Here is a 17887-nt window from a genome sequence, read left to right as displayed (position 1 = left end):
CAATGGCCCGTTACACCGGCCCCATGACCAAGAAGTCCCGTCGTCTCGGGACTGACCTGGTCGGCAACGACAAGGCATTCGAGAAGCGCCCCTACCCGCCGGGCGTGCACGGCCGCGGCCGCACCAAGGACTCCGAGTACTCGCTGCAGCTGCGCGAGAAGCAGAAGGCGCGTTTCGCCTACGGCGTGCTGGAGAAGCAGTTCCGTCGCTACTACGCCGAGGCCGACCGCGTGCCCGGCAAGACCGGTGACGCCCTGCTCCAGATCCTCGAGAGCCGTCTGGACAATGTCATCTACCGCGCCGGCTTCGCCTCCACGCGTCGCCAGGCCCGTCAGCTGGTCGTGCACGGCCACTTCCTGGTCAACGGCCAGAAGGTGAACATCCCCAGCTTCCGCGTCAGCCAGTACGACGTCATCGACGTGCGTCCCAAGTCGATGGACCTGCACCCGCTGGTCATCGCCCGTGAGACCCACGGCGAGCGCGAGGTTCCCGCCTGGATGGACGTGCGTCCCAACAAGATGCGCATCCTGATCCACCAGCTGCCCACGCGTGAGCAGATCGTGGTGGACGTCCAGGAGCAGATGATCGTCGAGCTCTACTCGAAGTAAGCAGCACCGGTCTCCAGCGTCGAATCCTCGGCGCTGGAGACCTGCCTGCCCCCTCGCGTCGGCACTGCCGTGGCGGCGCAGCCACATGGTCCTCAAATAGCGGGGGACCTGGAGAAAAGGAAAGTACATGCTCATCGCACAGCGTCCGACCCTGTCGGAAGAAGTGATCAGCGACTACCGCTCGCGCTTCGTCATCGAGCCCCTGGAGCCCGGCTTCGGCTACACCCTGGGCAACTCGCTGCGCCGCACCCTGCTGTCGTCCATCCCGGGCGCGGCCGTGACCAGCATCAAGATCGAGGGGAACCAGCACGAGTTCTCCACGATCGAGGGAGTCGTCGAGGACGTCACCGAGCTGATCCTCAACCTCAAGAGCCTGGTCCTGTCCTCCGAAGAGGACGAGCCCGTCACCATGTACCTGCGCAAGCAGGGCGCCGGTGAGATCACTGCGGCCGACATCCAGCCCCCGGCCGGTGTGGAGATCCACAACCCGGAGCTGCACATCGCGACGCTGAACGACAACGGCAAGCTCGAGATGGAGCTGGTCGTGGAGCGTGGCCGCGGCTACGTCTCCAGCTCGCTGAACAACAACCCGGACGCCGAGATCGGCCGTGTGGCCGTGGACTCGATCTACAGCCCCGTGCTGAAGGTCACCTACAAGGTCGAGGCAACCCGAGTCGAGCAGCGCACCGACTTCGACAAGCTCGTCGTCGATGTCGAGACCAAGCCCGCCATCCGCCCGCGCGATGCCGTCGCCTCCGCCGGACGCACCCTGGTGGAGCTCTTCGGCCTGGCCCGTGAGCTGAACCTCGACGCCGAGGGCGTCGAGATCGGCCCCTCGCCCGTCGACGAGCAGCTGGCCCAGGACCTGGCCATGCCGGTCGAGGACCTGAACCTGACGGTTCGCTCCTACAACTGCCTCAAGCGTGAGGGCATCCACACCGTGGGTGAGCTGGTCTCGCGCAGCGAGCAGGACCTGCTGGACATCCGCAACTTCGGCTCCAAGTCCATCGACGAGGTCAAGCTGAAACTGCACGAGATGGGCCTGGCGCTCAAGGACTCGGCCCCGGGCTTCGACCCGCTGGCCGCTGCCGAGAGCTTCGACGAGGGCGAGGCCGACGAGGACTTCGCCGAGACCGAGCAGTACTGATCCGCTCTGATCCACAAGAACCTGGAGAACTGACATGCCTACACCCACCAAGGGTCCCCGCTTCGGCGGCAGCCCGACGCACGAGCGGATCATCCTGGCCAACCTGGCCCGGCAGCTGTTCGAGAACGGTCGCATCACCACCACCGAGGCGAAGGCCAAGCGCGTTCGTCCCCTGGCGGAGAAGCTGATCAGCAAGGCCAAGCGCGGCGACCTTCACAACCGTCGTCTGGTGCTGAAGACCATCACCGACCAGAGTGTCGTGCACACCCTGTTCACCGAGATCGCCCCGGCCATGGCCGAGCGCGAGGGTGGCTACACCCGCATCACCAAGATCGGCAACCGCAAGGGCGACAACGCCCCCATGGCCATCATCGAGCTGGTGACCGAGGCCGTCGTGAAGAAGCCGTCGCGCTCCAAGGCCGCCAAGGCCGAGGATGTGAAGGCCGACATCGCCGCCGCGAACACGGCCGGCGAAGCCAAGGCTGAGGAGGCCCCCGTCGAGGAGGCCGCCACTGAGGCTCCCGCCGAGGAGACCGCAGCCGCGGAGACCGTCGAGGCTCCGGCCGAGGAGAAGGCCCAGGCCTGAACCCCACCGCACGCCAGCAGGGCGTCCCACCTCATGGTGGGGCGCCCTGCTGCATGTCTGGCCCCATGGGCCTGTCGCTAGGCTTGGCCCATGACCTTGCGGATCGCCCAGCTCGCCAACTTCGTCGGACCCGTCTCCGGCGGGATGCGCGTGGCGATCAACGAACTCGGCAAGGGCTACGTGGCCGCGGGCCACGAGCGGATCCTGGTGATCCCCGGCGAGCGCGACCGCACCGAGGAGACCGACGAGGGCATCGTCGTCCAGGTGAAGGCTCCGCGCGTCTCGCGCGACTACCGCATGATCGCCACCCCCTGGCGGGCCCTCGAGGTGCTGGACCGCTTCTGCCCCACCTCCATCGAGGTCAGCGACAAGTGGACGCTCTCACCGGCGGCACGCTGGGCCGCCCGCCGCGGCATCGGCTCGGCCCTGTTCAGCCACGAACGCCTCGACGACATGCTCTCGGGATGGGTCCGGGCCCAGTTCGGCGTCGAGAGCGCCGTCGGCGCTCTCAACCGGCGTCTGGTCAAGGAGTTCGACGCCGTCGTGGTCACCAGCGACTATGCCGCCGCGGAGTTCGCCGACCTCGACGCCACCCTGCGCAAGGTGCCGCTCGGGGTGGACCTCGAGACCTTCAACCCCTGCCTGCCGGGGCCCGTCGACAACGGCCTGGTGACGCTGTGTTACGTCGGGCGGATGAGCCACGAGAAGAACCCTGAACTGGGGGTGGCCGCCGCCGTCGAGCTGCACCGCAGGGGAGTGCCCATCCGCCTCGACATGTACGGAGTCGGCCCAGACCTGGAGAAGATGAGGGAACAGGCCGGGGACGCACCGGTGGTCTTCCACGGCTTCGTCAAGGGACGTGACGAGGTGGCACGCTGCTTCGCCCGCTCCGACATCTCCCTGTCGGTCTGCCCGTCCGAGACCTTCGGTCTGGCGGTGCTGGAGGCCCTGGCCTGTGGCACGCCGGTGGTCACGGCCAATCGCGGGGGAGCGCACGAGCTGGTGGATGCGACCAGCGGAGAGTACGGCACCCCGGACCCGGTTGGCATCGCCGATGCCATCGAGCGCCTGATGGCACGGCTGGGGCCAGACCTCAGGATCGCCGCCCGGCGGCGTGCCGAGCAGTACAACTGGCAGTCGAGCGTCGACAAGATGCTGGACCTGCACACCTGGCTCGCCCGGGACCGCACACCGACGCCACCCAACAGACTGTTCGGCACCACCCCGAAGGAGCGTTGATGCGCACCCCGACCCGACTGCTGGCCACGGGCGCCGCGCTGGCCGTGCCCGCCGCCCTCTTCGTTGCCCCTGCGGTGCTGACAGCCCCCAGCGACGGTGGCGGCCCCGGCATCGACGAGCTGGTGGCGCACTGCCGTGCCTCAGGGCTGGAGGGTTGGGCCCTGGTGGACCATGCCACCCTGCTGGTGCACCACAGCTACCGCAAGCACTCCCTGTGGCACCTGTGGGACAGCCCCGAGAGTTCGCTGCGCCATGCCCACGGCTGGTCGGCGCAGTACAACGGTGCGCTGGCCCGGGTGCTGACGGCCCTCGGTTTCCAGGTGGTGGAGGTGCACGCGGCGCGGGTGCGCGGTCTGGGCCGCAACCCGTGGTGGCAGGCCGGCCACACCTGGCTGCGCGTCACCCACGAGGGCAGGACGCTGGACGTGAGCGCCTCCAGCGCGAGCAACCGGGCGGGGGAGCTGGACGTCGATCCCCGCTCCGAGGTGAGGCCGGTGCGCCGCTGGACCCGCAGCGTCGTCTCGCTGGCCCTGACGCCGGTGGTGGCGGTGCAGGCCTGGCGCCAGCTGCTCGGCGCCGACGTGCCCGGCTGGCTGCACCGCGACTTCGACCAGCGCCTCTGAGCGGCCCTTCGCGTCGTGGGTGCACGGCGCGAGGCAGGCTCCTCGAACGCACGGCGGCCCGGATTCCCACGGGGGATCCGGGCCGTCGAGGCTCTGCGTCAGCGATCAGGCGGCGTGGCCACAGCCCCAGGGCTGCAGGCCGCGCTCGGCGTAGACCTTGTTCGCGATGGTGATCTGCTGGGCCTTGGAGGCCAGGTTGGCGGTCGGCGCATAGGCGCCGCCCCCATTGGCCAGCCAGGTCTGGCGGTCGAACTGCAGGCCGCCGTAGTAGCCGTTGCCGGTGTTGATCGACCAGTTGCCGCCCGACTCGCACTGGGCGATGCGGTCCCACATGGCGGTGTTGGCGGTGTTGGTGCCCGCCGAGGAGCTCTTGGGGCGTGAGGCGGTGGTGGACTTCGACGCACTGGGCTTCGAGGTGGTCGAGCTGCTGGAGCGGGTGGAGCTCTTCGAGCTCGTGGACCCGGCCTGGGAGGACTCCGACTGGCTTGCCTCGGGCTTGCTGGCCTCGGGCTGGGGGGCCTCCTCGCGGGTGCCCACGACGACCTTCTCGGTGATCGGCTTGGTGGTGACCTTCTCCGTGAGCAGCTGCTTCTTGGTCACCTTGCCGTCGACGACGGTGAGCTTCCAGGTCTGGGTCTTGACGCCGTCCTTGCCCTCCACCTCGACCTTGCGCTCACCCTCGTCCAGCGAGGAGCTGCGGGTGGTCTCGGTCTCGTGCTCGATCGGGACGGTGGTGTTCTGCTGCTTGTTGCCCACGCGGGTCAGTGCGATGGTCTGCTTCTCGGCCAGCACGGTGTGCGCGGCCGGGGTGAGCTTGTCGTCGGAATCGACGCTCAGCTTGCGCTCCTTGAGCAGCTCACCGACCGTCGCGGCGGTGCTGGTGACCGAGGTCTTCTTGCCGCCGTCCACCAGGGTGACCGTCTTGGGGGTGATGGCCTCCACGGCCAGCCCCTCGCGGCCCAGCGGGGTGGAGCGGCTCACCGACAGGCGGGAGCCCTTCTCCAGCACGCCCAGCTGCGTCAGGGCGCTGTCCAGGTTGGTGGCGGTGGTCCACAGCGTGGTCTTCTTGCCGTCCACGGTCAGGGTGATGGGACGCCCGTAGTTGACGGTGATGCGGGTGCCGTCGCTGATCCGGCTCGAGGCGGAGGGAACGACGGTGTCGCGCTCGCCGACCGTGATGCCCTTGGTCTGCAGGGCGTCCGCGACGGTGCCGCCGAAGGTCTTGACGGTGCTGGTCTGGCCGTCGACGGCCACCTGCACCTCCTTCTCGGCAGCCTGCCAGCCGGCGGTGCCGGCGGCTGCTGCCAGGGCGGTGGCGCCTGCGATCAGGCCAATGGTCTTGTTGTTCACGCTGCTCCTCGAGGTGCTCAGGCCTCCATCATGCCGCCGCAGCTGAGAAAACCCACAATCGCAGTGCCGACTTTCTCAGGAACTTCAGCAGGTCCACCATCAGGCGCAGACGCGACGCTGCCCCGCCACCGTGGGGTGGCGGGGCCATCGGGCCTGGGCAGAAGGGGTCACGCAGTGCGTAGCCCTCCGGCGCGGGCTCAGGCCTGGCGTGCCTTGGCGAGGCGTTCGGTGACGTCGGCCCAGTTGATGACATGCCACCAGGCCTCGACGTAGTCGGCCTTCACGTTCTTGTACTGCAGGTAGTAGGCGTGCTCCCACATGTCGAGCTGCAGGATCGAGGTCTGGTTCAGCGGGATGTTGCCCTGCTGGTCCTGCAGCTGCAGGACGTTGAGGCGCTGGCCCAGCGAGTCCCAGGCGAGCACCGACCAACCCGAGCCCTGGATGGCCTTGGCATTCTCGTTGAAATGCTTCTGGAAGCCGTCGAAGGAACCGAAGAACTCGTCGATGGCGCTGGCCAGCTCACCCTCGGGGCGACCGCCGGCGTTGGGGGCCATGTTCTTCCAGAAGATGGAGTGGTTGACGTGGCCGCCCAGGTTGAAGGCCAGGTCCTTCTCCAGCTTGCCGATGGTGCCGAAGTCACCCTTGGCGCGGGCCTCCTCCATCTTCTCCAGCGCGGTGTTGGCGCCGGCCACGTAAGTGGCGTGGTGCTTGGAGTGGTGGAGCTCCATGATCTCGGGAGCGATGTGCGGCGCCAGGGCGCTGTAGTCGTAGTCGAGTTCGGGCAGGGTGTAGACAGCCATTCGGTCCTCTTTCCGTCTTCGCCGGGCGTCACGGGCCCGGGGGCCCCAGTCGCGGGGCCTGTACAGGGACAACTCCGACCATAGGGGCTTTCTTCCCCCGATCCAGACTTTTTCGCCGCCGACTGAACTGGGGCAGGCCTTTGTGCAGGTCGCAAGGGCCTGCCCCGGCTTCAGACGGGCCGTCGTCGTGGCTCAGTGGCGCTCGTCGCGCGGGGCCGCGTGGGCACCGCCGTCGCGCTGCTCCCCGTCGTGACGGACCGCGTCGTGCTGGACGGGTGCCCCGGCGGCCGGCTTGCGGTTGCGGCGCGACAGGTACCAGGCGCCCAGCGCCGCGAGCGCCAGCGGCAGCCAGGCCCAGGGGCTCTTCTTGTCCTCGCTGGCGGGTGCAGCAGCGGGGGTGGGGGTGGCCGACGGGGTGGGGGCCGACTGCCCGGCCTTGCCGGGGGTGCACTCCTTGCCATAGCACCAGCCCTCCATCGTTCCGGGCTTGGGCTTGGACTCGTTGGCGCCGACCTGGCTGTAGACCCACTTCCCGTCCTTGCCGGCGGTGTAGTAGTGCCAGTAGTTGCCGTCGAACTTCGTCGGGCAGGTGGCGGGTTCCCCGGCGATGGTGCAGATCATCTGGCCCTTGGCATCCTTGCCCACCTGCAGGCCGGCCTCGGTGAGCAGCTTCTCGCCGGAGGCGGCGACATCGGTGCAGGTGTCGGCGAGCATCTTCCCGGCAGAATCCTGCACCACCAGCCAGACCTTGCCCTGCGCGAGGCAGTCGTCGGTGGCCTGGGCAGGCATCACGGGAGCTGCGGAGGCAACGGCAGCGGGGCCGAGGGCCAAGGCGGCCGAGGCGGCCGCGATGGCCAGGGCAGAGCGGGACAGACGAGGCACGATGGTCCTTTCCGTGCGGCGCCAGGACGGGCCGCGTCGGGTCATGAAGGGTGGATGGGCAGTCGGCAGGCTACTGCATCGGCTGTTGCGCCATCGGCTGTGCCGCACCGTCCGGACGCACCTCCAGCACTCGGAAACCCTTGTGGGAGGCCAGCCGGGTGCAGTCGTAGCCCTGGTCCTCCAACCAGCGCGCCAGCGAGTCGGCGCCCAGGTTCTTGCCCACCACCATCACCGCCCTGCCCGTCGGGGCCAGCCGGGGGAGCCAGGTCAGCAGCAGTTCGTGCAGCGCAGGCTTGCCGATCCGGATCGGCGGATTGGACCAGATCTCGTCATAGCGGGTGGCCGGGTCGGCCTGCTCGGGCAGCAGGGCCCGCACCCGCTGGCCTGCGCCGATGCGTCGGGCATTCTCGGCCGCAAGGCCCAGGGCACGCTGGTTGACGTCGACGGCATCGACGAGGCTGGCGGGGCAGTGGTCCGCCAGAGCGACGGCGATCGGGCCATAGCCGCAGCCCAGGTCGAGCAGCCGGGCGCCGTCAGCCGGCGGCGGCACCTCCCGCAGCAGGATGGCGGTGGCCGGGTCCAGCCGCGCGCCGGAGAAGACCCCATTGGCGGTGGTGAAGGTGTACTCGCGCTCCCAGATGGTGGCGCCGATCTCGCGGCGCTTCTCGGGTCCGTCGGGGGTGGTGAAGTAGTGGCTCATCGCTGCTCCTCGGGCAGTGCGGCGTCTGGCAGTGCGGCGTCTGGCAGTGCTGGGGCGGCCAGTTCGTCCGGGCTGCGCATGCTGCGCGAGAGCTCGGCCCGCTCGGCCAGCCGGTCCTCGTCGGGATAACCGACCTCTTCGAGGCACAGCCCCTTGGCGGGCATCACCAGCACCCCGTTGTGGCGCTTGGGGCTGGCCTTCACCTCGGCAAGCCAGGCCTCGTCCTGGCGGCCGGTGCCGACCGCCGTCATGGCTCCCATCAGGGACCGCACCATCGAGTGGCAGAAGGCATCGGCCACCACTGTGTACTCGAGCATCCCGTCCTTGAGGCGCTGCACCTGCAGACCGGTGAGGGTGCGGATGGTGGTGGCCCCGTCGCGGGGCCGGCAGAAGGGGGCGAAGTCGTGCAGGCCCAGCAGCATCAACGCGGCCTGGTTGGTGGCCTCCACGTCGACGGTTCCCCGCACCTGGGCGACGTGGTTGCGCAGCAGCGGGTCGGGGCGGCTCTGCTCGTCCCAGAGCCGGTAGACATAGCGACGCCAGATCGCCGAGAAGCGCGCGTCAAAGCCCTCCGGCGCTCGGCTCACGTCCGTGACGCGCAGGTCCTCGTCCAGGACACGCTGCAGACGGTGCAGCAGGCGGCCGGTGTCGACCTCCCTGGGCAGGTCGACGTGGGCAACCTGCCCGCGGGCATGGACGCCGGCATCGGTGCGTCCTGCCACCGTCAGCTGCACCGGCTCGGCCAGCCGCAGCACCTGCGTGGTCCACTTCTCCAGCTCGCCCTGCACCGTGCGCAGCCCCGGCTGCGCGGCCCAGCCGGAGAAGCTGGCGCCGTCATAGGCGATGTCCAGGCGCCAGCGGGTCAGGGCCGGGGTCTCACTCATCGACGGCCACCGCCCGGTAGGTCAGGTCGCGGATGGTGCGCCCTGCCTCCAGTCCCTTGCGCTCGTACTTGGTCACCGGGCGCAGGTCCAGCCGCGGCGCCCAACCCGAGTCGGGATCGTCGGCGTCCAGATGCTCATTCGTCCAGCCGGGGGCGACGTCGAGCACCTCGCGCATCCACTCGGCATAGTCCTGCCAGTCGGTGGCCAGCCGCCACCGGCCACCGGTCACCATCCGGGAGCGCACCAGGGCGGCGAAGTCGGTGCTGACCAGGCGACGCTTGTGGTGGCGGGTCTTGTGCCAGGGGTCGGCGAAGAAGAGCCACAGCTCACTGATCGAGCCCTCGTCGAAGAGCCGCTCCAGCCCCTGCTGGCCGTCGGCCATCACGATGCGCACATTGTCGACGCCCTCGCGGGCCAGCTTGCCCAGGGTGTTGGCAACGGCTGGCTGGAAGACCTCGAAGGCCACCACATTGGCCTCGGGGTGGGCCTTGGCCATCGGCACCAGCGAGTCGCCGGTGCCCGAGCCGATCTCGACCAGCAGCGGCGCGGTGCGACCGAAGACCTCGGACCAGTCGACGCGCGCGTCGGCGGCGAGCGAGGTGTCCGTCTCGCCCTGCGGGAGCCGCACCACGCGGCTGGTGCTCCACTGCTCCCAGGCCCTGCGCTGGGAGTCGTTCATGCGGGCGCTGCGGCGCACGAAGCTCACCACATCGCGGTGGACGCGGGCAGGACGCTGCGGACCGGACTCGAAGGAGGGCAGGGTGGTGGCTGGGGACTGCGGATCTGGCACCCGGCAAGCCTAGTCTCTGCCCGCCGCCACACCGCCCAGCGAGTCGCCCCAGACCTCCTGCACGCCGGCCCCGAGCTCCAGCTCGCCCGGGTGCACCACGCGGCAGCCGTGCGCCAGCAGCGCTCCCGGCCGCAGCCGTCCAAGCAGGGAGTGGTCGCGACGGCCCGTGACCGGGTCGTGGTTGATCACGATGCAGCGGTCCAGCGGCCGCTCCACCTGCAGCACCACCGGGCCGATCCGCAGCCGCTGGCCGGGAGCCGGTGCCAGCGGGGCCTTGCGGTCGTCGACGACCACATTGGCGCGATAGCGCGCCAGGTCCTGCGGCAGCCCGGCCTCCTCGAGCTCGCTGCGCAGCAGGAGGCTCACCGGGCTGGACCAGATGAAGCGCTGCCCGTCACGGCTGCGGGCCAGGCGCACCGGCACTCCGGCGGCCGCACTGAGCGCCTGTGCCAGTGGCCCGTCGTGGACGCTGGCACGGACGGCCCGGTCGTAGTAGTGGACGGTCTGGTCCCTGCCGGGGCCAAGGGCGTCCAGGGCACTTCGCGGCGCCTCCAGCCCCACCAGCTCGGGCATCCCGGTGGCGCGCAGGCAGTGCAGATTCTCGTCGACCGGCGACCACAACCGGTCCTCGGCCAGTCCGTCGACTCCCGCCTCGACGCGCTCCAGCGGCTGCCAGGTGCAGCCCTTGACCAGGCAGCGGCCCAGCGCCTCGACGACGGCGCTCACAGGTCGGCCACCTGGCCGAGCAGTTCGCAGAAGGCCATGTCGGCCCAGGCGAACCAGTTGCGGGTGAAGCGGGTGGCGTCATCGACGTGGAAGCTCTCGTGCATCCGGTCGGTGCCTCCGGTGGTGCGGGCCATCAGCAGTGCCAGGCGCACCTTCTCGTCACGGTCGTTGCTGGTCAGCCCCTGGGTGGCCAGGGCCAGCGGCCACACCCTCGGCCCCGGCGTGTGCGGGCTGCCGATGCCACTGGCGACGGCGCCCTGGTGCCACCACGGGTTCTGGGACGACAGAATGCGCCGCCGGGTGGCCAGGTAGCGCGGGTCCTCGGCGCCGACGTCGCTGAGCAGGGGCAGCGAGAGCAGGCTGGGCAGGTTGGCATCGTCGACGGCCAGCACCCCGCCCAACCCGTCCACCTCGTAGGCATAGGAGTCGTCATCGAGCAAGCCGTGCTGCTCCACTCCCGCGGCAATCTCGGCGGCCAGTTCGCGTGCCTGGTTGGCCAGGGTCGCATCGGACCACAACTGCTGGCACCAGCCGGCGATGATGCCCAGGGCGCGCACGGCGAGCAGCTGGGCGGGAATGTTGTAGCCGAAAGCGCAGGCATCGTCGCTGGGGCGAAAGCCCTGCCAGGTCATGCCGGTACGGGCCACCGGAGTGCCCCGACCGCCGCGGGGCAGGCTGTCATGGTGGCGGCGCGTCATGACGGCGGGCAGTCGCACGAAGCGGTAGGCGCTGTGCTCGTGGTCCTGCTCACGCCGCCACAGCGCCACCACGTCCGAGACCGCCGCGTGGGCGCCCCAGTCGAGATGGCCGTCGTCGCCGGTGGCCCGCAGCAACCCGTCGCCCAGCAGGACCGGCAGGCCCAGTGAGTCCAGCTCATACTTGCGCTCCCAGATCCAGGGGTCCAGCGGCCTGGCGATCTGGTGGTTGTCCAGCGGGTGGCGCAACGCGGGCAGGCGATGGCCCGGCATCCGGAAGGCATTGGCATAGGGGTCGTGGCGGACCATGCGCCACTGCAGGTGGTTCACCCCTGCCACCACCTCGGCCACGCCGCGGTCCAGCCGTGCCAGGGCGAGCCAGGGACGCATCTGCATCGACGAGTCCCGCAGCCACATGGCGTCGATGTCGCCGGTGCGCACGAAGACCCCCTCCGGGGTGGGGGCCAGGGTGCGCTGCCAGGCATCGGTCATCAGCTCGGTGTGCATCCGGCCCAGGTGCGCGTGCCCGGCGGCCCGGGCCACCTGGGCGGAGCGCTCCTCGACCAGCCCGGCCGGCAGTGCCGGGGGCCGGGGGCGATCATTCATGCGCCAAGGCGTGTGACGATCCATGCCCAGGGGCGTGCGACGGGTCGGGCGCGTGAGGGCCATGGCGACAGTATGGCCCCGCTGTTCGTCCAGCGCACAGATGTGGCCGGTGTCACACGAGCCGGTAGTTTGGAGAAGGTCCGCGTCCCACCCCGTCGCCACCAACCGCACAGGAGCCGTCCATGCCGATCTCCCTCGATGTCTGGGCCCCCCTTCCGCAGTCCGTCTCCGTCGTCGTCGACGGGGTCGAGATCCCCCTGGACCAGGGCGAGGAGGGGTGGTGGCGCCTGCCCGAGGACCGGAGTGACGTGGCCGTCCCCGGGGCCTCCTACGGCTACCGTCTCGACGGGGCCGCCACGCTGGTGCCCGCTCCGCGCTCGCGCTGGCAGCCCGACGGCGTGCACGGCCTGTCGCGCCTCTACAACCCGGCCGAGTACCAGTGGAAGGACCAGGACTGGACCGGCCGCCAGCTGGCCGGCGCCATCATCTACGAGCTGCACGTGGGCACCTTCACCCCCGAGGGCACGCTGAGTGCCGCCATCGACCGGCTCGACCACCTGGTGGAGCTCGGCATCGACCTGGTGGAGCTGATGCCGGTCAACGCCTTCAACGGTGAGCACGGCTGGGGCTATGACGGTGTGGGCTGGTTCGCGGTGCACCACGCCTATGGCGGCCCCAAGGCCTACCAGGAGTTCGTCGACGCCTGCCACGCCCGCGGCATGGGCGTCATCCAGGACGTCGTCTACAACCACTTCGGCCCCAGCGGCAACTACCTGCCACAGTTCGGCCCCTTCCTCGACGACTCGGTGCAGTCTCCCTGGGGCAGTGCGATCAACCTGGCCGGCGAGGGATCCGACGAGGTGCGTCGCTTCATCATCGACAATGCCCTGATGTGGCTGCAGGACTACCACGTCGACGGCCTCCGGCTGGATGCGGTGCACGCGCTGGTCGACACCCGCGCCATCCACATCCTGGAGGAGATGGCGGTCGAGGTGAATGCGCTGAGCGCCTTCCTGGGCCGGCCGCTGTCGCTGATCGCCGAGAGCGACCTCAACGACCCGCGCCTGATCACCCCGCGCGAAGCGGGCGGCTACGGCCTGGACGCGCAGTGGAGTGACGACTTCCACCACGCCCTGCTGGCCAACCTCACCGGTGACGCCTCCGGCTACTATGCCGACTTCGCCGAGCTGGAGGCGCTGGCCAAGGTGATGGAGACCGGCTTCTTCCACGACGGCACCAAGTCGAGTTTCCGCGGGCGCCGCCACGGCCGTCGCCTGGACACCCCGACGATCCCCACCTGGCGGCTGGTGGTGTGTTCCGACAACCACGACCAGATCGGCAACCGCGCCGATGGTGCCCGCCTGGCCACCCGCCAGAGTCCCCGCCAGCTGCAGATTGCCGCGCTGATCACGTTGCTGAGCGCCTACACCCCGATGGTCTTCATGGGGGAGGAGTGGGGCGCCAGCACCCCCTTCATGTTCTTCAGCTCGCACCCGGAGCCGGAGCTGGGCCGGGCGGTCAGCCAGGGCCGCCTGGAGGAGTTCAGCAAGATGGACTGGGACCCGTCGACCATCGTCGACCCGCAGAGCCCCGAGGCCTTCACCGGCTCCAAGCTCGACTGGTCGGAGCTGGAGGGTGAAGTGCACGCCGAGCTCCTGCAGACCTACAAGGACGCCATCGCCCTGCGTCGCACCTACCCGGACCTCACCGACCCGCGCTTCGAGTGGGTCTCGGCCAGCTTCGATCCCGAGTCGCACTGGTTCATGCTCGAGCGCGGCGAGACGATCTCGGTGGCGGTCAACTTCGACATGGACCCCGTCGAGATCGAGCTGGAGGACGAGCACGAGGTGCTGCTGCACGTCGGCGAGGTGGAGATCGTGGACGGCGCGCTGCAGTTGGGGCCCCAGGCCGCCGCCGTGCTGCACTTGACCCGCGAGAGCCTGCCGGCACGCTCCTGAGCCTCGTTTTGACCCTGCCCGCCCCCGCGAGGTAGCCTGAATCGCTGTTGCGCGCTGGAAGTTTCCGGTGGGGGCGTCCACCGACCCCGTGCGCCGCTCAAAACTTGTTCGAATTCTCTAACGGAAGATGGTCTGCGACCCGTGTCTACGTACAGCCCGAAGCCTGGGGACATCACCAGGAATTGGCATGTTATTGATGCCGAGAACGTCGTCCTCGGACGCCTCGCGGTGACCGCCGCCACCCTGCTGCGCGGCAAGCACAAGGCCACGTTCGCCCCGCACGTCGACGGTGGCGACTTCGTCATCATCGTCAACGCCTCCAAGATCGCCCTGACCGGCAACAAGCGCGCAGCCTCGCTGCGCCACCGCCACTCGGGTCGTCCCGGCGGCCTGACCAGCACCCCGATCGGCGAGCTGCTGGCCAAGGACCCCCGCAAGGCTGTCGAGCTGGCCGTCTGGGGCATGCTGCCCAAGAACAAGCTGAGCCGCCAGATGATCAGCAAGCTCAAGGTCTACGCAGGCCCCGAGCACCCCCACGCCGCGCAGCAGCCGCAGGCGTACGAGATCACCCAGATCGCCCAGTGAGCACGCCCAGCATCGTGACGAACGACCTGAATCAAGGAATCAATGTGTCTGAGACCGTAGAGCACGACGAGAACGTCGAAACCGAGGCTGCTCCCTTCACCGAGGGTGACCGCGAGATCGCCTACCGCACCGACTCGAACCCCACCCCGGCCACCAACCCGTCGGGTCGCGCAGCGATGATCGCCGCCGGTGGTGCCACGGGCCGTCGCAAGGAGGCCGTCGCCCGCGTGCGTCTCGTGCCCGGCAGCGGCCAGTTCTCGATCAACGGTGGCCGCAGCCTCGAGAACTACTTCCCGAACAAGATCAACCAGCAGCTCGTCAACGAGCCCTTCGTCACCGCCGGTGTCGAGGGTGCCTATGACGTCATCGCCCGCATCCACGGCGGCGGCGACAGCGGCCAGGCCGGTGCGCTGCGCCTGGGCATCGCCCGTGCGCTGAACGCGATCGACGAAGAGGCCAGCCGTCCCGCCCTGAAGAAGGCCGGCCTGCTGTCCCGCGACGCCCGCATCAAGGAGCGCAAGAAGGCCGGTCTCAAGAAGGCCCGCAAGGCTCCGCAGTACAGCAAGCGCTGATCCTGCTGGGCGGCAGTGCCCCGGTCAAGAGCCGTCACCCATCGTCGGGTGGCGGCTCTTGCCATGTCCGGCGACGACTTGCCGGGCAACGAGTGCCGGTCTGCCTCTGCTGCGCGCTAGGGTGGTTTGCCATGGCTCGACTATTTGGCACCGATGGGGTGCGCGGACTCGCAAACAAGGACCTGACGGCTGAACTGGCCCTCGAACTCTCGGTGGGAGCAGCCCACGTGCTGGGGGAGGCAGGGGCCTTCGACGGGCGCCGTCCCCTCGCGCTGGTCGGGCGCGACACCCGCGCCTCGGGCGAGTTCCTGGAGGCGGCCGTGGTCGCCGGGCTGGCCAGCGCCGGCGTCGACGTGGTGCGGGTGGGCGTCGTGCCCACCCCTGGCCTGGCCTTCCTGGTCAATGACCGCAATGCCGACCTGGGCGTCATGCTCTCGGCCTCGCACAATCCCATGCCCGACAACGGCATCAAGTTCTTCTCCCGCGGAGGAGTGAAGCTCGACGACGTCATCGAGGACGCCATCGAGGCCCGCCTCGGCGAGGAGTGGGAGCATCCCACCGGCGCGGATGTCGGGCGCGTCACCGACGACCATTCTGCCGTCGAGGCCTACGTGACCCACCTGGTGAGCAGCCTGGGCACCGAGGGCAGCCTGCACGGGCTCAAGGTGGTGCTCGACTGCGCCAACGGTGCCAGCTCGATGACGGCCGTGGCCGCCTTCGAGACCCAGGGCGCCGAGGTGGTGGCCATCCACAACACGCCCGACGGCGAAAACATCAACGAGAACTGCGGCTCCACCCACATGGGTGACCTGCAGGTCACCGTCGTCAAGGAGGGGGCCGACCTGGGGCTGGCCTTCGACGGCGACGCCGACCGCTGCCTTGCCTGCGATGCCGACGGCGAGCTGGTGGATGGTGACCAGATCCTGGCGATTCTGGCGCTGGCACTCAAGGAGGGCAGCAAGCTGCACTCAGACACCGTGGTCGCCACCATCATGAGCAACCTCGGCTTCGTCAACGCCATGAAGGCCCACGGCATCCAGGTCGACACCACCAAGGTGGGAGACCGCTACGTGCTGGAGAGCATGAATGCCAACGGCTTCACCCTCGGCGGCGAGCAGTCGGGCCACATCATCATGAGCGAGTTCGCCACCACTGGCGACGGCGTGCTCACCGGCCTGCACATCGCGGCCCGCATGAAGCAGACCGGCAAGAGCGCCGCCGAGCTGGCCGCCGTGATGACCCGCCTGCCGCAGGTGCTGATCAATGTCCGCGATGTCGACAAGCTGCGCGCCGGCATCGACCCGCAGATCCAGAGCTCGGTCAGCGCCGCCAACAAGGAGCTGGGCGACACCGGCCGCGTCGTGCTGCGCCCCTCGGGCACCGAGCCGGTCGTGCGCGTCATGGTTGAGGCCGCCACGCAGGACAAGGCGCAGGAGGTCGCCGAGGAACTGGCCGCGATCGTCAAGGACCGCGTCAGCCTCTGAGGCAGCAGCCACGCCTGTAGTTCCACACAGCGGGATGCCCATCTCACACGATGGGCATTCCGCTATTTTTCCTCCCATGCCCACCGCACTCCAGGACACCCCCACGTCCGCACGCCCCGACGCGCCACAGCCTTCGGCAACCAGCGGCGATGACCGCAATGCTCGCATCGCCGTCACCGTCTTCCCCGTCCTGATCCTGCTCGCCGCGGCAGTCGGCTTCTGGGCGCCGGGCGCCGCCAGCAGCATCACTCCGCACGTGACCACGCTGCTCACGGTGATCATGTTCGGCATGGGCCTCACCCTGACCATCCCCGACTTCGCGCTGGTGGTGAAGCGGCCGATGCCCGTGGTGCTCGGCGTGCTGGCCCAGTACGGCATCATGCCGCTGATGGGCTGGCTCGTCGCCCGACTGTTCCAGCTGCCGCCAGACCTGGCTGCGGGCGTCATCCTGGTGGGCTGCGCCCCGGGCGGGACGGCCTCGAACGTGGTCAGCTACCTCTCGCGCGCCGACACGGCGCTGTCGGTGACCATCACCTCCATCTCCACCCTGCTGGCGCCCCTGCTGACCCCTCTGCTGACGCTGTGGCTGGCCGGCACCTACATGCCGGTCGACGGGGCCAAGATGGCAGGCGACATCGTCTCCATCGTCCTGCTCCCCGTCCTCGGCGGCCTGCTGGTCCGGCTGGCGCTGGGGCCTTGGGTGCAGCGCCTTCTGCCGGTGCTGCCCTGGATCTCGGTGCTGGCCATCTCGGGTGTGGTGGCGGGCGTCGTCGGCCCCTCAAGCGAGCGCCTGGCCCAGGCCGGCGGCATCGTCCTGCTGGCCGTGGTGCTGCACAACGGCCTGGGTTACCTGCTGGGCTACGGCCTGGCCCGGGCCACGGGACAGTCCGTGCGCACCGCCCGCACCATCTCGATCGAGGTCGGCATGCAGAACTCCGGCCTCGCCGCGGGCCTGGCCGCCGGCTACTTCGGCCCGGTGGCGGCCCTGCCCGGCGCCGTCTTCTCGGTCTGGCACAACGTCTCCGGGGCGCTGCTGGCGATGGTCTACCGGCGCACCGCCGACCACCACCAGTCCTGAACCGGCCTCAGCGGCCCGCGGCCAGCTCCTTGAGCTCGGCGGCGGACAGCTCGCCGGCGCCCTGGTCGGCGATCACCAGGCGCACCCGGTCGTCGTCCACCCGCACCGCCTCGACCCACCGGCTCTGGTCGGTGACCAGCACGCGACGGGCCGTGAAGGGATCGGTCGAGACCACCGTCGCGGTGAACAGGCCGCCAGGGGTGCGGCAGGTCTCCACATTGGCGCGGTAGTTCTGCGCGAAGCTGCGGGCGGTGGCCGGTGAGTCGAAGGAGAGCAGCTGTCCGATGGCCCTGGCCCCCGACGGGTCCTTGTAGTCGGAGGCCAGCACGGCGCCTGGCACCGGCAGCCGCTTGGCCTCGCCACAGGCCTGCAGCTGCAGGTTGGTGGCGGTTTCCTGCGGGTCGAGGGCGTGCACCCAGGTGCCATTGGGTTGGTAGGTGTCCTCGTCGCCCTCCCCGGCCACCGGCCTCCAGCGCAGGATCTGGCTGGGGAAAGTCGGCCGCGGAGAGCTCCCCGGCCGTGCTGGGTGCCGGGCTGGGCCGGACGGTGGTGGCCTCGGGGACGGCTGCCGACC

The 17887-nt window shown here is 69.6% G+C and carries 19 protein-coding genes; 10 read left to right on the top strand and 9 right to left on the bottom strand.

What is annotated here, in order from left to right; genetic code table 11:
- The first annotated feature begins 2 nt into the window (after positions 1-2).
- The 5 genes from rpsD to ACYVKA_RS02155 all read left to right on the top strand — a co-directional run bounded on the left by rpsD (position 3) and on the right by ACYVKA_RS02155 (position 4203).
- Positions 3-608, top strand: coding sequence for a 30S ribosomal protein S4 (gene rpsD / locus ACYVKA_RS02175; protein WP_394277060.1), 606 nt, complete (start codon positions 3-5; stop codon positions 606-608).
- A 127-nt stretch (positions 609-735) separates the two neighbouring features.
- Complete coding sequence (locus ACYVKA_RS02170) at positions 736-1755, top strand: DNA-directed RNA polymerase subunit alpha (RefSeq protein ID WP_460702632.1); 1020 nt, start codon at positions 736-738, stop codon at positions 1753-1755.
- A gap of 34 nt (positions 1756-1789) precedes the next feature.
- Positions 1790-2341, top strand: coding sequence for a 50S ribosomal protein L17 (gene rplQ / locus ACYVKA_RS02165; RefSeq protein ID WP_394277062.1), 552 nt, complete (start codon positions 1790-1792; stop codon positions 2339-2341).
- Positions 2342-2431: 90 nt separating this feature from the next.
- Positions 2432-3580 (top strand): glycosyltransferase, encoded by a 1149-nt coding sequence (locus ACYVKA_RS02160; RefSeq protein ID WP_460702630.1) that lies wholly within the window; start codon positions 2432-2434, stop codon positions 3578-3580.
- Positions 3580-4203 (top strand): hypothetical protein, encoded by a 624-nt coding sequence (locus tag ACYVKA_RS02155; RefSeq protein WP_460702628.1) that lies wholly within the window; start codon positions 3580-3582, stop codon positions 4201-4203. Before ACYVKA_RS02160 ends, ACYVKA_RS02155 begins: the two co-directional genes overlap by 1 nt.
- 105 nt (positions 4204-4308) lie before the next feature.
- Here ACYVKA_RS02155 and ACYVKA_RS02150 read toward each other — a convergent pair whose 3' ends face one another.
- The 8 genes from ACYVKA_RS02150 to ACYVKA_RS02115 form a co-directional block, all read right to left on the bottom strand.
- Positions 4309-5553 carry a ubiquitin-like domain-containing protein gene (locus ACYVKA_RS02150; RefSeq protein WP_460702626.1) on the bottom strand — a complete coding sequence of 415 codons (1245 nt, stop codon included), beginning with the start codon at positions 5551-5553 and terminating at the stop codon, positions 4309-4311.
- 197 nt (positions 5554-5750) lie between these two features.
- A complete protein-coding gene (locus tag ACYVKA_RS02145) occupies positions 5751-6353 on the bottom strand; it encodes a superoxide dismutase (RefSeq protein WP_460702625.1) in 603 nt (200 codons plus the stop codon).
- Between the two features lie 192 nt (positions 6354-6545).
- Positions 6546-7235, bottom strand: a complete 690-nt coding sequence (locus tag ACYVKA_RS02140; protein WP_460702623.1) for a hypothetical protein — start codon at positions 7233-7235, stop codon at positions 6546-6548.
- A 70-nt stretch (positions 7236-7305) separates the two neighbouring features.
- Positions 7306-7935, bottom strand: a complete 630-nt coding sequence (locus ACYVKA_RS02135; protein WP_460702620.1) for a class I SAM-dependent methyltransferase — start codon at positions 7933-7935, stop codon at positions 7306-7308.
- Complete coding sequence (gene truA, locus ACYVKA_RS02130) at positions 7932-8801, bottom strand: tRNA pseudouridine(38-40) synthase TruA (RefSeq protein ID WP_460702722.1); 870 nt, start codon at positions 8799-8801, stop codon at positions 7932-7934. Before truA ends, ACYVKA_RS02135 begins: the two co-directional genes overlap by 4 nt.
- Before the next feature lie 10 nt (positions 8802-8811).
- Entirely contained in the window at positions 8812-9609 is a 798-nt protein-coding gene (trmB, locus tag ACYVKA_RS02125) for a tRNA (guanosine(46)-N7)-methyltransferase TrmB (RefSeq protein WP_460702618.1), read from the bottom strand.
- Between the two features lie 9 nt (positions 9610-9618).
- Entirely contained in the window at positions 9619-10335 is a 717-nt protein-coding gene (locus ACYVKA_RS02120) for an MOSC domain-containing protein (RefSeq protein WP_460702616.1), read from the bottom strand.
- Positions 10332-11699, bottom strand: a complete 1368-nt coding sequence (locus ACYVKA_RS02115) for a glycoside hydrolase family 125 protein (RefSeq protein ID WP_460702614.1) — start codon at positions 11697-11699, stop codon at positions 10332-10334. The genes ACYVKA_RS02120 and ACYVKA_RS02115 overlap by 4 nt, the downstream gene beginning before the upstream one ends.
- Positions 11700-11818: 119 nt before the next feature.
- Between ACYVKA_RS02115 and treZ the strand changes: the two genes are divergently transcribed.
- The 5 genes from treZ (at position 11819) to ACYVKA_RS02090 (ending at position 17313) form a co-directional block, all read left to right on the top strand.
- Positions 11819-13594: a malto-oligosyltrehalose trehalohydrolase gene (gene treZ, locus ACYVKA_RS02110; protein WP_460702612.1), complete on the top strand. Its 1776-nt coding sequence runs from the start codon at positions 11819-11821 to the stop codon at positions 13592-13594.
- A gap of 141 nt (positions 13595-13735) precedes the next feature.
- Positions 13736-14179, top strand: coding sequence for a 50S ribosomal protein L13 (rplM, locus tag ACYVKA_RS02105; RefSeq protein WP_394277073.1), 444 nt, complete (start codon positions 13736-13738; stop codon positions 14177-14179).
- A gap of 44 nt (positions 14180-14223) precedes the next feature.
- Positions 14224-14751 carry a 30S ribosomal protein S9 gene (gene rpsI / locus ACYVKA_RS02100; RefSeq protein ID WP_394277074.1) on the top strand — a complete coding sequence of 176 codons (528 nt, stop codon included), beginning with the start codon at positions 14224-14226 and terminating at the stop codon, positions 14749-14751.
- A 131-nt stretch (positions 14752-14882) separates the two neighbouring features.
- Positions 14883-16235, top strand: a complete 1353-nt coding sequence (glmM, locus tag ACYVKA_RS02095) for a phosphoglucosamine mutase (protein ID WP_460702610.1) — start codon at positions 14883-14885, stop codon at positions 16233-16235.
- Positions 16236-16311: 76 nt separating this feature from the next.
- Complete coding sequence (locus tag ACYVKA_RS02090) at positions 16312-17313, top strand: bile acid:sodium symporter family protein (RefSeq protein ID WP_460702608.1); 1002 nt, start codon at positions 16312-16314, stop codon at positions 17311-17313.
- A 7-nt stretch (positions 17314-17320) separates the two neighbouring features.
- Here the strand turns inward: ACYVKA_RS02090 and ACYVKA_RS02085 are convergent, their stop codons facing one another.
- Positions 17321-17776 carry a hypothetical protein gene (locus ACYVKA_RS02085; protein ID WP_460702607.1) on the bottom strand — a complete coding sequence of 152 codons (456 nt, stop codon included), beginning with the start codon at positions 17774-17776 and terminating at the stop codon, positions 17321-17323.
- Positions 17777-17887 lie beyond the last annotated feature (111 nt).

It is taken from the genome of Luteococcus sediminum, assembly GCF_054783495.1.
The sequence above is the reverse complement of the archived record's forward strand: the minus strand, read 5'-3'. Positions and strand labels throughout refer to the sequence as shown.

What these genes read in the sequence shown, in the direction of transcription:
- rpsD (WP_394277060.1), top strand. Translation starts at nt 3, where the DNA reads ATGGCCCGTTACACCGGCCCCATGACCAAGAAGTCCCGTCGTCTCGGG.
- ACYVKA_RS02170 (WP_460702632.1), top strand. Translation starts at nt 736, where the DNA reads ATGCTCATCGCACAGCGTCCGACCCTGTCGGAAGAAGTGATCAGCGAC.
- rplQ (WP_394277062.1), top strand. Translation starts at nt 1,790, where the DNA reads ATGCCTACACCCACCAAGGGTCCCCGCTTCGGCGGCAGCCCGACGCAC.
- ACYVKA_RS02160 (WP_460702630.1), top strand. Translation starts at nt 2,432, where the DNA reads ATGACCTTGCGGATCGCCCAGCTCGCCAACTTCGTCGGACCCGTCTCC.
- ACYVKA_RS02155 (WP_460702628.1), top strand. Translation starts at nt 3,580, where the DNA reads ATGCGCACCCCGACCCGACTGCTGGCCACGGGCGCCGCGCTGGCCGTG.
- ACYVKA_RS02145 (WP_460702625.1), bottom strand. Translation starts at nt 6,353, where the DNA reads ATGGCTGTCTACACCCTGCCCGAACTCGACTACGACTACAGCGCCCTG.
- ACYVKA_RS02135 (WP_460702620.1), bottom strand. Translation starts at nt 7,935, where the DNA reads ATGAGCCACTACTTCACCACCCCCGACGGACCCGAGAAGCGCCGCGAG.
- ACYVKA_RS02115 (WP_460702614.1), bottom strand. Translation starts at nt 11,699, where the DNA reads ATGGCCCTCACGCGCCCGACCCGTCGCACGCCCCTGGGCATGGATCGT.
- treZ (WP_460702612.1), top strand. Translation starts at nt 11,819, where the DNA reads ATGCCGATCTCCCTCGATGTCTGGGCCCCCCTTCCGCAGTCCGTCTCC.
- glmM (WP_460702610.1), top strand. Translation starts at nt 14,883, where the DNA reads ATGGCTCGACTATTTGGCACCGATGGGGTGCGCGGACTCGCAAACAAG.
- ACYVKA_RS02090 (WP_460702608.1), top strand. Translation starts at nt 16,312, where the DNA reads ATGCCCACCGCACTCCAGGACACCCCCACGTCCGCACGCCCCGACGCG.